The sequence below is a fragment of the Belliella aquatica genome (assembly GCF_014637795.1).
Taxonomy (GTDB): domain Bacteria; phylum Bacteroidota; class Bacteroidia; order Cytophagales; family Cyclobacteriaceae; genus Belliella; species Belliella aquatica.
Genome location: NZ_BMFD01000005.1, coordinates 149,827 through 163,327, shown reverse-complemented (window position 1 = coordinate 163,327; position 13,501 = coordinate 149,827). Strand labels below are relative to the sequence as shown.

The window sequence follows — 13,501 nt, the reverse complement described above, 5'->3', positions numbered from 1 at the left end:
TCTACAAGTATCCAGTCATCTTATACATCACAATGCCAATCCATTCCTTAAAAAGTTTTTGCCAGATGAAAATCGAGTTTGGATCTGGATACAGCAAACTTGGAAGGTCGTATTTGCTTTCATATCCATAGTAATCCACAGGAAAAGTATCAGTATTTAATTTGGCTTTGTCAAAACAGCCTTTTGATCGGTACATGTGAAATGCGGAGGTAATCAAAAGATGTTTTTGAGTTTCAGAATAGCCCAAGTTATCCAATATTTCTTTGGTGAAAACAGCATTTTGATAGGTGTTCTTAGCCTGATCTTCCAAAATAATATCTTCTTCATCTACTCCAGCTATTAGCATAAAATCTCTCAATAACGCTGCTTCAGTATTGGGATTGGTAGGGTTGAGACCTTGACCACCTGTAATGAGGATTTTTTTGATTTTCCCTAATTTATAAAGCTGCATAGCATGCGTCGCTCGGTCTGCTCCTTTGTTGAAAAATGTTCTGTCGTTGGTGTTTTTATCCAAATTGGTTACACCTGTCAATACTATTCCGATTTCATAATTAGGCAAGGTTGAGATAACTTTAAAATCAGGCTCCCAAGCGTTCATTACACCATTGCTGATGAATTTGTTACTGAAGAAAACTAAAAGAATGATACCAGCAATTAAAATGCGATTTCCTTTTTTGTTCTTCATTCGAAAAAAACCATAAATGATCAGAATCAAACAAATGCTCAATGGCATCAACAGAATACTTAAGAATTGGGAGAGGTAGAAAAACATAATTATTCCAAAATTTTTGGAAAGATAACTATGGATTTGAAAAGATAAGAGCTTATGGGAAGGAAATTAAGCGACCATCAAATAATAAAAAAATGTTGCCACTAGAAAGCTTAACACGACAAAGATGATTACAGAAAATTGATTGCTCTGATCTTTTCTATCAAATCTTTCTTCAATCATTTCAGTGTAATTCTCAGGGTTCTGGGTTAGTTCGCCTCCCTTCGCTTTGTTATAGGGGTTGTCAGACATTTTAGTTCTTCCACTTCGAAGATTTCGATTGCTCTTCATGGAATTGATCATATCGAATCCAGTCATTCCTGCCATAATTTTTCGGGTTTATCAATCTCAATATACCCAATGTTATTGGGATTCTCAAATCGAACAAATTATGTATGGTGAAGTTAAAGAAACAGATGCTTGTTTTGCCTTTAAATCTTTTAAACATAGAATGTTGTATTTATGTAGATTTCAAGAAATATTCCCGACAAGAAATAGAGAATAGAAAGAAGCGATTACTTATTTTTGACCCATGTCTATTACCAAACCTAACCTATTGCCATTCTTGAAAAATTTAGCCTCTGAATTGGAAGGAGAGTTAAAATTTGATTCACTTACGAAGACGCTTTATGCCACTGATGCCTCTGTCTACAGAGAGATTCCTTTGGCGGTCGCGTTTCCCAAAAATGATTCTGATATCAAAAAGCTGATTGCATTTGCAAAAGCCTATCAAACCTCTTTGATTCCTCGCACAGCTGGTACTTCCTTAGCAGGACAATGCGTGGGCAATGGAATAGTGGTTGACGTTTCCAAGCATTTTACCAAGATTATTGAATTCAATAAAGAAGAAAAATGGGTTCGCGTTCAGCCCGGTGTGGTGAGAGATGAACTCAATAGATTTCTTAAGCCACATGGTTTGTTTTTTAGCCCAATTACCTCTACAGCCAATAGAGCTATGATTGGAGGGATGGTCGGAAATAATTCTTCTGGCACTACTTCCATTGTGTATGGCACCACGAGGGAAAAGGTAATTTCATTAAACACGATTTTGAGTGATGGAAATCCAGTGATTTTTGGGCAATTGAGTAAAATTGAATTTGAACAAAAATGTCAACTCGATTCACTCGAAGGGAAAATTTATCAGCAAGTCAAAGAAGAACTTTCACAAACAGAAACAAAACAAAATATCACAGAAAATTTTCCTAAAAAATCTATCCATAGAAGGAATACGGGTTATGCAGTTGATTACTTGTTAGACTCAGAGGTATTCACTGAGAATGGGGAGTTATTTAATTTTTGTAAACTACTCACAGGTTCAGAAGGAACGCTGGCTTTTACCACAGAAATAAAAATTTCTTTAGATCCACTTCCTGATCCGGTTGAAGTGGTGGTTGCGGCACATTTCGTCTCTATCCATGAAAGTATGAAAGCTGCTCAGGTAGCAATGAAGCATCCAGCTACAGCCGTGGAATTGATGGACAAGATCATATTAGACTGTACAAAGGAGAGTATAGAGTACAGCAAAAACAGATACTTTGTGGAAGGCGATCCTATGGCTTTGTTGATGGTGGAGTTTACCGGAAAGACTGAGGACGAAGCTAGGATCAAAGGCGAGAAGCTGATTTTAGATCTTCAGAAAGAAGGTTTAGGTTATGCTTACCCAGTGATCGAACCAAGTATGACAAAGTCGGCATGGGCCTTAAGAAGTGCAGGTTTGGGTCTTTTGGCAAATATTCCAGGAGATGCCAAGGCGGTTGCCTGTATTGAGGATACTGCGGTAGATATAGAAGATTTAGCAAATTACATCGATGAATTTGATCAAATGATGGAAGCTTATGGACAGCAACCTGTTCATTATGCCCATGCTGGAGCGGGTGAGATTCATTTGAGGCCAATTTTGGATTTGAAGAAAAAATCAGGTCAAGAAGATTTCTATAATATCTCACTCGATGTTGCCAAGTTGGTAAAAAAGTACAATGGCTCTTTGAGTGGTGAGCATGGGGATGGAAGAGTGAGAGCGCCTTTTATTCCAATGATGGTAGGAGAGGAAAACTACCAGCTTTTCAGAAGAATCAAATACACTTGGGATCCAGATAATGTTTTTAATCCAGGGAAAATTGTAGATACAGCTCCGATGAATACCTCTTTGAGGTACGAAGCTGAAATGCAGACTCCTGTACAGAAAACATTGTTAGATTTTAGTCACTCTGGCGGAATGCTAAGATTGGCTGAAAAATGTAATGGTTCGGGTGATTGTCGCAAGCTTCCAGAGTCCGGAGGTACCATGTGTCCAAGCTTCCAAGCAACGCGAAACGAAAAAGACTCGACTAGAGGTAGAGCAAATACTTTGCGGGAGTTTTTGACTTTAGACAAAAAAGAAAATGCTTTTGATCATCCAGAAATCAAAGAAGCGCTCGATTTATGTTTATCATGCAAAGGCTGCACAGCAGAGTGTCCTTCCAATGTAGATATGGCCTCTATGAAGGCCGAATTTCAATATCAGTACCATAAAACACATGGAGTACCGCTCAGATCAAAGGCATTTGCTCATATCAATGAACTCAATGAATTGGGATCGAAAATCTCTGGACTTGCCAATTTCGGTCTTTCTAATTCACTGACAAGCGGTCTAATGAAGTCTATATTGGGTGTTGCGCCTAAGCGTCAACTTCCGACGATTTCAAAGCAAAGTTTGAGGAGCTGGTATAATAAAAACTATTCAGGATTACCAAAGCCACAAAAAGTAATCAAGTCACTCTATCTATTCATTGATGAATTCACCAATCACAATGATACTCAGATAGGAATTACAGCAATAAAGCTCTTGAATAAATTAGGCTATGAGGTAAAGGTGGTTGATCACGATGAGAGTGGACGTTCTTCACTTTCAAAAGGCCTCCTGGAGAAAGCCAGGAGACATGCGGATAGAAATGTTCAAGTTTTCCAAGACATTATTGATGGTAATTCACTTTTGGTTGGAATTGAGCCTTCAGCAATATTGAGTTTCCGAGATGAGTATCCCAAGTTAGTTTCCGAGGAATTTGTGGAAGGAGCAAAGAAATTGAAATATCATACCTTATTGATAGATGAATTTATTGGGAGAGAAATAGCTTCAGGAAATATCAAATCAGCGTCTTTTAATAAAGAAGCCAAAAAGATCAAACTTCATGGACATTGTCATCAAAAAGCATTGTCTTCCCTTTCATGGACGCAGAAGTTATTATCCTTACCAGAAAACTACCAAGTGGAGGTAATCCCTTCAGGATGTTGTGGTATGGCGGGATCCTTTGGCTATGAAGCAGAGCATTATGATTTGAGTATGCAGATAGGAGAGATGGTGCTCTTTCCAGCTGTGAGAGAGGCTTCCCCAGAAACACAAATTGTAGCGCCCGGAACATCCTGCCGACATCAGATAGCTGATGGCACATCAAGTAAAGCAAAACATCCTGTTGAGGTGCTTTGGGAGGCTTTGGTCTAAAGCATATAGATTGTCTATGATTAATCATTGAAACTTCAGAGCCAATAAACATATCATAATTTATGTTTATTGGCTTTTTTAGAACTAGCTACTTAAAATAATCGAAAGTCCCTATTTGATTGCTATAGATCAATAGCTCTAGCTATTTGACAATTATGCGCAAGATTTTTTTGATAAAATTATTAACTCGAGTCACTGAAAATAATCATTTAATAAATATATTTTTATCAAAAAATTCATATAAAAGTAAAATTCTTTTGATCGCTATTTTTTTACCATTTATCACTATTTATATACCTTTAATAGTTTTTTATATATAAAAAATTGCTTTTTAATTGATATTAAACGTATCTTGTGATGTAATTAGGTTCTTTTAAGTTGTTTTTAAAACTTTAGCATGCATAATATTTTAATCTTAGGCTTAGAAAAAATTGAATTAAATCAATTTGAACAGTTTCTGCCAAATAGTGGCTATTTTTTTGTTTATAGCGCTGATTACACAGAAGCTATAGAAAGAATAGACTCAGGTGATGTGGATCTAGTCATTTGTAATGCAGAGGTAGATGGGGATAATGCCTTTAAAGTTTACAATGTCTTAGAATCATTTCTAAGAAAAAATAATATTCCTGTTTTTTTAGTTGTTGATCAAGAAAAGTTTGATCTGGTCAAAGTCGCTCTGGAAATAGGTGTTGACAATATTATTTTTAAGCCATTCAATTTTACTTCTATCGAAAGGAAAATTCAAAATCAATTTAAAAAATCTAAAAACTTAGGAGTACATAATAATGAGTCTTTTTTAGGTTTCTTTCAAGAAAATAGCTACCCGATGTTGATCATTCAAACAGGTAAGGTTAAGTTTTTGAACCGGGCATTTGAGCAGATGATTGGCGATAAACATGACGAGTTTCTTAATACAAAAGTAAAGCAGCTTTTCGATTTAGAAATAGATCCACTAAAGTATCATCAATATAAAAGATTAGAATCAGGATTGATTCCACATTGTACTTTGAATAATGTGAACATTAAAGGAATAGATAATAGTAATTTTGAGTTGTTTTTGGTTCGTGACTCAGCTGGCTATATCATTGCTCAGATTAATATTTCTCAAAATGATCAAAAGCTTAAGAATTTAGGTAATTCATTAAAGATGAATTTTCAATCTATTGAAAATGAAATAGATTTTATTCTTACACATAGAGAGAAAGAAGTCTATAAACTCTCTGCAAATGGTTTACCTATAAAAATTATTGCAGAACGATTGAAACTATCTCCAAGAACTGTCGAGAAGCACAGATCAAATATTATGGAAAAAGTAGGTGCTAAAAATATGATAGAGGCTATCAACTTAATTTAGTTTTTTTCTTAGTATGATGTAAGAATGACCCCGAGAAGTTGGGGTTATTTTTTTAATCTTATTTAAGGTATAAATAATGAATTTTTTATAAAAAATATACGTGAATTCACGTAGTTAACTTTTTAAAATTTGCGGAAAATACGTATTGCCAGACCTTATTGGATTGCCTAGTTTTGTTACGTTGAAGTTTTGAAATACAAAAAACAATCTTCGAATAACAAAATAAAGTATTTATCATGTTTAGGTTTTTAATTCTTATGATCATCGTTTTTAATACAATACCTGCCTCTATTGCACAGGCACAGAGTGCTAGGCATGATGAAACAAGAGCTCGAATGGATAGCTTAAGAAATGCGCACATTCAGCGAGCTGATGCATTGAAAAAAGAAATGCTGGAAAGGCATCAAGCGCTTCAAGAAAGAATTCAAAAGCCAAATGCTGAAAATGTAGTGATCATCAACGGCAAGGTATACTCTGCAAAAGATTCATTAGAAATCAAAATGCAGCCTGGAATGGAGATCGAAGTAAAAGGAGATGGAAATGCTGTAATTATAGAAAGTAAAGGCAACAACAATTCGGTCATCATATCTCAATCTGGTAGTGGAAACAAGGTCTCAGTTAACAATAATACCCAAAATCAACCTAAAAAAGAGCATGAAGATTTGCTAAGGTAAATCATGCCGCTCTAAACCATTTAAAATTTACATAGATTAATTTATAACCAAATAAACAAACAATTACAAAAACCAAAAATCAATTTTCTTAACAACAAATTTTACAATTATGAAAAAGACAAGTTTAATTTTCGCAGCGCTCTTCGCAACTACGTTTGCTATGGCGCAAAACACTGCTACAACTACGCAGACTGGTAATGGCAACGGAGCAGAGACCACCCAAACTGGTAACAATACTTCAACAACTACCCAGGCTGGTCCTAACAACATTGCTGAAACTACTCAGGTAGGCCAAAACTCTGCATCTATTAATCAGTCTAATTTTGCTACTCCAGGCCATTTCGCCTCTATTTCACAACAAGGTGATCAGGGTTCTGCAGGAATTGGTAATAGTGCGGACATTGTTCAACAGCAAAGAGGAGCATCAGCTACTATTGAGCAAGTTGGAGATAATAACAGAGCTGGATTAACACAAGCGGGACCAAATGATGCAGGAACAGCCGTTGCTACAACAGCTGGGATCTATCAAAAAGGAAATGACAACCTTTTGTCTACGGTTAATGGTAATGGAGTGATAGGTAATGCTAATGGAAGTGCTTACATGCAAAATGGTACTAGTTTTCCTAATGACAAAAGTTTTCTTCAAGTTGATCAATTAGGAGATGGGAACAAAGCAGGTGTTTACTTAATGGGTGGTACTGATGCTTCAATTTTACAAGATGGAAACTTAAACAGTGCATCAATTAATTCACAGAGTAATGCTACAGGCGCTCTAAACTTGGCGAGCATAGCACAAACAGGTGATGAAAATACAGCAAGAATAGACCAAGGTCCAAGAGGAAGCTCATTATTTTCTGGAGACGACAATCATGCATCAATCGGACAAGACGGATTTGATAATACAGCCTCAATAAATCAATTTGGGGAAGGTAATAGAGCAACTCTTACTCAATTAGGAGATTTGAACCTTGGAACTATTAGTCAAACTGGTATTGGACACATAGCTACGATGACTCAAAATGGAATGAGTAATACAGCAGTAATTACACAAACTGGTAACTAATAATATCCTCTAAAAAGAAGAAGTGTATTTCTATACACCTCTTCTTTTTTTCTAACTAATCACCCATTTTTTAAATCGGGTTAGGTTAAATAAAAAAAAATCATGAAAAAAACAAGTTTAATTTTCGCAGCGCTATTTGCAACCTCGTTTGCAATGGCACAAAATACAGCTTCTACTTCCCAAACTGGTAATTCTAATGAAGCTACTACTACACAAGCTGGTTCTGGCCTTCAAGCATCCAGCACTCAGTCTGGAAACCTTAATGAGGCGAATGTTTCACAAATTGGTCGTCTGCACAATTCCGAAGTAAATCAAACAGGTGCTTCAAATACAAGTACAGTCAATCAAACTGCCACACTTGGTGCTGGTTCTGTTGTTAAAGTAGATCAGATTGGTGATGAGAATACAGCATTTTACGAAGGATGGAATAATTCTAAGGCTACTCAATTTCAACAAGGTAATGGTAACTTTGCTACCGCTGGCTTGATCGGAGACAATAGAGACGATTTTGGAGGTGGTTCTGTGATTACTCAAAGACAAGTGGGTGATGATAACAGCGCAACTGCCCTTAGAGTTGGAACGAATGCTGATGCAATTAAAATTACTCAAATCCAAGAAGGAAACGGAAACATTGCAGAAGCAAACAGAATCCAAGCTAGAAATACTGTTAATCAAACACAAACTGGGGATGGCAATAAAGCTTATGTATTTGAAAACAATGATGGTAGATTAGTTGGTAGAAGTACTGTGACTCAAACACAAACAGGTGATAATAACTATGCAAGTTTAAGTTCTTCTACTGGTACTGGATCTATATTGAGTACAGAATATTCTCAGATTCAAATAGGTGATGACAACCAGTCTAGAATTTTATCTTTCAATCCTACTTTAGTGGCTACTACTTATCAGGAGGGTGATAATAATACTGCCTTGATCGATCAAAGTGCGGCTGATAATTCTGCAACCATTATTCAAGGTGATGCTTTGAATTTAAGTAATGACAACACTGCTTCAATTTTCCAATCAGGTGAATTAAATATTGCTAACCTATCTCAATTTGGAAATTCTAATACAGGTATGATTACTCAATCAAGTGATAGTAACTTAGCTAATTTAACTCAAACTGGTAATTCTAATACAGCTACGATTACACAGTCTGGTATGGGTATACCAGGTCTTACTCCAGTTGGTGGTAGTATCCCAAATAATTAATATGATTTAGTTATAAAGAGAGGTATAGGGAGCTATACTTCTCTTTTATTTTTCAACTCAGCTACAGGGGGATCTCATAAGAGATAGTAAAATACAAATTATGAAAAAGATAAGTCTAGTAATAACCGCATGCTTGCTGATTTCATTCGCTAAAGCGCAAAATACCGCTTCTACAACCCAAGTAGGAAACTCGAATGAAGTCAAAGTGATGCAAATAGGTTCCAATTCGGCCATAGTCTCACAGACTTCTGCTGGAGGAAACAATAAAGCTGATGTGAATCAGAATGGTATTGGAAACGAAGCGTTCCTAAGTCAGCAAGGCAATGGAAGCGGTGCCAATACCACACAAACCCAAATTGGAGATAATAATACCACATCTTCTACTACAGGAGACAATAATGTAACTACGCAATTTCAGCGTGGAAATGATAACAACATTTTCTTGGGACAAGGATTGATTCAAAATTCATCTGTCTCTCAAACTCAAATCGGGAATGAAAATAATGCTTCAATTACTATAGCAGGTCCTGGTACTAGAGGTGTGTCTATCGAACAACTTCAGGAGGGAAATGGAAATAACTCAGAAATCATTAATTTCAGAGGAAATGGTGGAGATGCATTTATCAGACAGTACAAAAATGATAACAACGCCGTAGTAACCTACAGTGATAATGCTCAAAGAAATCAATTTCAATTGACTCAAGATGGGTTTGAAAATGAGATGATTGTTAATTTCCAAGGTGCCAGAGATAGTAAAGTCATGGCTTCTCAAATGGGAGACTACAATGAAGCTTTGTTTACTATTTTGGGTAATGATAATATGATCAGCTTGATTCAAAATGGAAACTTAAATAAAGCAAATATTTACCAAAACGGTGAAGATAACATTGGGCTGATCATGCAACAAGGAAGTTCAAACTTGGTTAACCTGACACAAAATGGAATTGGTAATTATGCCAATATTTCGCAATCAGGCAATGGCAATACTGCGAATATCACTCAAAGTGGAGGCGCTTCAATTATGATCAATGGAAATTAAGCCAATTCATTGAGGATTAATAAAGTTAGTTTGAAATTCAAGCTAACTTTATTTCCTTTTTACATGAAAAAATTATATCTTTCCTTAAAATAATTTGAGATGAAATATTTATTAACCATTTGTAGCCTTATTTTATCTTTTTCTGTTCAATCTACTCTTTTTGCGCAGGAAATTGAGCAAGAAAATGTGGAGACGGTTCTTGAGCTGTCAAATATCAATGCCATTCAACTTGAAGTAGGAGCTTCTGAGAATGTAGCAATCATTAGACAGTTAGGGAACCAAAACAATGCAACAATTTTTCAAAATCCTGCAGGAATGCAATCAGGAAATTTTGTACAAATTTTTCAAAATGGAAATAGAAATAGCTCAATTATTACACAACAAGGTGCTGGATTGAGAACAGAAAGTAGCCAAAATGGAACCTCTAATTCTAGTAATTTTGCATCCAGTGGAGAGAATATCAATATAACTGCTTCTCAGTCGGGGTCAATGAATAATATCAACGCAACTGTTCAGAATAATACAATTTGGAACAAATCACTGATTTTAGACCAAAACGGCAGTAATAATCAGATTAATATAGAATTTTTGAACGGTACTATATTAGGTTCTGAACTTTTGGGAACTCCTTTTCGAATCACTCAATCAGGTTCTAGGCAAGATTTGAATCTGAATTTCGATAACTCAAATAGTCCTGTTAATATCACCCAAACACCTGGTTCTGGTGGACGTGGGATGCAGGTAAACATCACAACCTCCGCATTTCCTGTAAATTAATTTTCGAATAATTATATTTTTTATTTTAAAGTAATTAATATTGAAAAAATTCTTGTGCAGAGGGTAATATTTATATACATCTTTCTTTTGTTTATCAGCCCATGTTTTGGTCAGGGGACTGTAGAAACCGTGAGTCAATCAAAAATAGATTCCACATCAGTTTTGATAAATGCAGATGATACTACCAAAGTCTTAAAAGAAGCTCCTGATGCATTAAAAGATTTGTTTAACGAAATTGTCAAGGAAGAAACTGATAAAATTAAACAACAAAAGGTCAAAACTGGATATAATTTGGAGATTGATGGTTTAATAATAGATCAAACTAAAACTAAAAGTGGTCGAGAATTTTATGAATATTTCTTCAATTCTTGGGATGCTCCAAAAGAAGCGAAAGACTTTACGATATTTATAGAAGAAAAGCCTTTTAGATTAAATACAACACTTGTAGAAATATCAATTAACGAAACATTAATTTTCCAATCATTACTCCAACCAAGAGGTGACTTTATTGAAAATTTAGCTCTTGAGTCTATTGGTACCACTCAAATGTACCTGGCAAATTATGAAGAGCTACTCAAACAACTAGGAGGTGGCGATATGGTAGGAACTGGAATATTTTAAACCTAAAATAAGATGAATAAATTATTACTATTATCAGTCTTTTTGTTTTTTGGAATTGCATCAGAGTCCTTAGCTCAGCAATTTGTTTATCAACCAAAAAACCCTGCTTTTGGAGGAAATACTTTTAATTATCAATGGATGTTGAGTTCAGCCCAAACTCAAGATACCAATGTTGATCCGAATGTACAAAGTAGAAATCAGGCTGGCTTACAAAGAGATCCACTTCTTGAGTTTTCTGAAAGTTTAAACAGACAAATTTTAAGTAGACTTTCAAGGGAACTAGTTACAAGACAATTTGGTAGTGAAAGTCTTGAGGAAGGCAGTTTTTTACTTGGTGATTTTCAGATTGATATAAATGATGGGGGCAATGGTCTTAGTATTACCATCGTAGATACTTCGACTGGAGCGACTACTGTTGTAGAAGTACCATTTAATTAAAAGGTTAGGAAAATTAATGAATTTGAATAGAAATTTTGTGCTTGTAATAGCACTTGGTGCACTTTTCTTTTTAGAGAGTTGCTCTCCTTTTTACTATCAGCCTTTTGGAAATAGAGACGCTAGATTAGGACCAGAAACTCCGATGAAGTCTGAGCTTCTTGAATTACCGAAGCCAACAGAGCCTATTGTGGCGGCTGTTTATAAGTTTAGAGATCAAACAGGTCAGTATAAAGAATCAAATGTAGGTGCAAGTTGGTCAACAGCTGTGACACAAGGTGCAACAAATATTTTAATTAGGGCCCTTGAAGAGTCAGGATGGTTTGTTCCTATCGAAAGAGAAAACATCAGTAATTTAATAAACGAACGAAAAATCATAAGTGCGAGTAGAGCGCAATATGAGCAAAATGCAAATGTTGTGTTGCCACCACTACTTTTCGCAGGTATTTTACTTGAAGGAGGAATCGTATCTTATGAAACTAATGTCTATACAGGTGGTGCAGGTGTTAGGTATTTTGGTGCTGACGCTTCGGCACAATATCGAGAAGATAGAGTTAGTATTTATTTAAGAGCTATTTCTACAAGTAATGGAAAGATTTTAAAATCAGTTTACACAACCAAATCAGTTCTTTCTCAAGAGGTAACTTCTGGGTTTTTTAGATTTGTTAAGTTTAAGCGTTTATTGGAAGCTGAAACAGGTTATACTTACAATGAACCAAGAGAAATGGCTATCAATGAAGCTGTGGAGAAGGCAGTTCATAGTATGATTGTTGAAGGAATGCTTGAGAATTTGTGGGTTTCCTCAGATTCTTTGGGATTAGAGCATCCAGCTGTAAAAGATTATATTATTGAAAAAGAAAATAATACGCAGATAGATTACATCGGTAGACTTAATAATTCTACAGCGAGATCTTCATTTTATCTTGCTCCTAATGGCTCAGGACAGACATACTTAGGAGATTATCCTTCATCAATGTTGCAGCCTGGTTTTTCTACAAATATCGGGATAGGAATCTCCCCAACAATTTTTATAGATGCTAGTTTCGGGCAACATCAAGTCCGTGTCCAAGACATTTTTCAAAAAAGTGAAATGTTTGCGAATCTTGGGTTACTCTATATTGCTAATCCTACAGGTAAATTATCTCCTTTCTTAAAAATAGGTGGTGGAACTTACGTTAATTTTCAAGATCAGATTGGGGTTTCAGGTCAAAAATTATTACCATTTATAAATTATGAGCTTGGACTTGAGTATATGGTATCACCCAAAGTTGCAATTGTGGGTAAAGGATTTATTAATCAATTATTGAATGATCGAATAGATGGAGTTGAATCAGGGTCATTCAACGATAACATAATAGGTTCACAACTTGGTTTAAAATTTTATATCGGTAAAAAAATACAGTAATGACTAAGTCTAATATTTTAATATTATTTATAATTCTCTTTGCTTGTATATCATGCGAAGATGAGCAGTTTGGGATAGATAAGTTTGGGTCTATTTCGGGAACTGTTGTTGATGGTGAGACATATGAGCCATTGTCAGGTGTTTTGATTACCACCTCACCTGCCAGTACTACAGTTTTGACTGACTCTGCGGGTAATTTTTCTTTTGATAAAATTAGAGAAGGAGATATAAATCTCTCAGCAAGAAAAAAGGAGTTTTTAACACAAACTGTTAACGTGGCCGTATTTCCAGATGAAAACACCTTTTCAACTTTTTTCCTATTAAAAGATGAAAGGAATATTGGTAATGTCTTAATTTTTGATCCTGTCCCAGGTAATGGTGCAGTAAATCAGCCATTTAATATTACATTTAGATGGTCCGTAGAACAACAAAATAGAAATATTGAGTTAACTTATAATGTTTTCTTATTTGAATCTAATTCATCATCTCAAATTACTGTTGGAGATAATCTAACTCAAAGAGAAGTTGTAGTTTCAGATTTGAAACCAAATACTACTTATTTCTGGTACGTACTGGCAAGGGCAGATGGTAGGAATGTTGGAAATAGCCCTACTTGGTCATTCAGGACTCAGCCATAATTGAAAAAAAATATTTAATAGAAAACTCTCTTTAGA

General features: G+C 35.3%; 13 protein-coding genes. 11 read left to right on the top strand and 2 right to left on the bottom strand.

The annotated features are described in order from the left end of the window. Position 1: 1 nt before the first annotated feature. Entirely contained in the window at positions 2 to 772 is a 771-nt protein-coding gene (locus IEV57_RS09105) for a YdcF family protein (RefSeq protein WP_188441925.1), read from the bottom strand. A gap of 66 nt (positions 773 to 838) precedes the next feature. Continuing rightward, on the bottom strand, positions 839 to 1,096 hold the full coding sequence (locus IEV57_RS09100) for a hypothetical protein (RefSeq protein WP_188441923.1): 258 nt from the start codon (positions 1,094 to 1,096) through the stop codon (positions 839 to 841). Between the two features lie 205 nt (positions 1,097 to 1,301). Between IEV57_RS09100 and IEV57_RS09095 the strand changes: the two genes are divergently transcribed. From IEV57_RS09095 to IEV57_RS09045, 11 genes are all read left to right on the top strand, one after another. Then, complete coding sequence (locus IEV57_RS09095; protein ID WP_188441921.1) at positions 1,302 to 4,247, top strand: FAD-binding and (Fe-S)-binding domain-containing protein; 2,946 nt, start codon at positions 1,302 to 1,304, stop codon at positions 4,245 to 4,247. A gap of 397 nt (positions 4,248 to 4,644) precedes the next feature. Next, on the top strand, positions 4,645 to 5,601 hold the full coding sequence (locus IEV57_RS09090; protein ID WP_188441919.1) for a LuxR C-terminal-related transcriptional regulator: 957 nt from the start codon (positions 4,645 to 4,647) through the stop codon (positions 5,599 to 5,601). A 257-nt stretch (positions 5,602 to 5,858) separates the two neighbouring features. Beyond that, complete coding sequence (locus IEV57_RS09085; RefSeq protein WP_188441917.1) at positions 5,859 to 6,275, top strand: curlin repeat-containing protein; 417 nt, start codon at positions 5,859 to 5,861, stop codon at positions 6,273 to 6,275. Between the two features lie 109 nt (positions 6,276 to 6,384). Next, complete coding sequence (locus tag IEV57_RS09080) at positions 6,385 to 7,338, top strand: hypothetical protein (protein ID WP_188441916.1); 954 nt, start codon at positions 6,385 to 6,387, stop codon at positions 7,336 to 7,338. A gap of 102 nt (positions 7,339 to 7,440) precedes the next feature. Then, positions 7,441 to 8,550 (top strand): hypothetical protein, encoded by a 1,110-nt coding sequence (locus IEV57_RS09075; protein ID WP_188441915.1) that lies wholly within the window; start codon positions 7,441 to 7,443, stop codon positions 8,548 to 8,550. 100 nt (positions 8,551 to 8,650) lie between these two features. Next, the gene (locus IEV57_RS09070; protein WP_188441914.1) at positions 8,651 to 9,589 is read left to right on the top strand and encodes a hypothetical protein; all 939 of its coding nucleotides are present in this window, start codon (positions 8,651 to 8,653) and stop codon (positions 9,587 to 9,589) included. 99 nt (positions 9,590 to 9,688) lie between these two features. Beyond that, positions 9,689 to 10,366, top strand: a complete 678-nt coding sequence (locus IEV57_RS09065; protein WP_188441913.1) for a hypothetical protein — start codon at positions 9,689 to 9,691, stop codon at positions 10,364 to 10,366. A 129-nt stretch (positions 10,367 to 10,495) separates the two neighbouring features. Further along, positions 10,496 to 10,987 carry a CsgE family curli-type amyloid fiber assembly protein gene (locus tag IEV57_RS09060; RefSeq protein ID WP_188441912.1) on the top strand — a complete coding sequence of 164 codons (492 nt, stop codon included), beginning with the start codon at positions 10,496 to 10,498 and terminating at the stop codon, positions 10,985 to 10,987. Between the two features lie 12 nt (positions 10,988 to 10,999). Continuing rightward, complete coding sequence (locus tag IEV57_RS09055) at positions 11,000 to 11,425, top strand: curli production assembly/transport component CsgF (RefSeq protein WP_188441911.1); 426 nt, start codon at positions 11,000 to 11,002, stop codon at positions 11,423 to 11,425. 16 nt (positions 11,426 to 11,441) lie between these two features. Then, entirely contained in the window at positions 11,442 to 12,827 is a 1,386-nt protein-coding gene (locus IEV57_RS09050) for a CsgG/HfaB family protein (RefSeq protein ID WP_188441908.1), read from the top strand. After that, positions 12,827 to 13,465, top strand: a complete 639-nt coding sequence (locus tag IEV57_RS09045) for a carboxypeptidase-like regulatory domain-containing protein (RefSeq protein WP_188441906.1) — start codon at positions 12,827 to 12,829, stop codon at positions 13,463 to 13,465. Before IEV57_RS09050 ends, IEV57_RS09045 begins: the two co-directional genes overlap by 1 nt. Positions 13,466 to 13,501: the final 36 nt, after the last annotated feature.

What these genes read in the sequence shown, in the direction of transcription:
- IEV57_RS09105 (WP_188441925.1), bottom strand. Translation starts at nt 772, where the DNA reads ATGTTTTTCTACCTCTCCCAATTCTTAAGTATTCTGTTGATGCCATTG.
- IEV57_RS09100 (WP_188441923.1), bottom strand. Translation starts at nt 1,096, where the DNA reads ATGGCAGGAATGACTGGATTCGATATGATCAATTCCATGAAGAGCAAT.
- IEV57_RS09095 (WP_188441921.1), top strand. Translation starts at nt 1,302, where the DNA reads ATGTCTATTACCAAACCTAACCTATTGCCATTCTTGAAAAATTTAGCC.
- IEV57_RS09090 (WP_188441919.1), top strand. Translation starts at nt 4,645, where the DNA reads ATGCATAATATTTTAATCTTAGGCTTAGAAAAAATTGAATTAAATCAA.
- IEV57_RS09085 (WP_188441917.1), top strand. Translation starts at nt 5,859, where the DNA reads ATGATCATCGTTTTTAATACAATACCTGCCTCTATTGCACAGGCACAG.
- IEV57_RS09080 (WP_188441916.1), top strand. Translation starts at nt 6,385, where the DNA reads ATGAAAAAGACAAGTTTAATTTTCGCAGCGCTCTTCGCAACTACGTTT.
- IEV57_RS09075 (WP_188441915.1), top strand. Translation starts at nt 7,441, where the DNA reads ATGAAAAAAACAAGTTTAATTTTCGCAGCGCTATTTGCAACCTCGTTT.
- IEV57_RS09070 (WP_188441914.1), top strand. Translation starts at nt 8,651, where the DNA reads ATGAAAAAGATAAGTCTAGTAATAACCGCATGCTTGCTGATTTCATTC.
- IEV57_RS09065 (WP_188441913.1), top strand. Translation starts at nt 9,689, where the DNA reads ATGAAATATTTATTAACCATTTGTAGCCTTATTTTATCTTTTTCTGTT.
- IEV57_RS09055 (WP_188441911.1), top strand. Translation starts at nt 11,000, where the DNA reads ATGAATAAATTATTACTATTATCAGTCTTTTTGTTTTTTGGAATTGCA.
- IEV57_RS09050 (WP_188441908.1), top strand. Translation starts at nt 11,442, where the DNA reads ATGAATTTGAATAGAAATTTTGTGCTTGTAATAGCACTTGGTGCACTT.
- IEV57_RS09045 (WP_188441906.1), top strand. Translation starts at nt 12,827, where the DNA reads ATGACTAAGTCTAATATTTTAATATTATTTATAATTCTCTTTGCTTGT.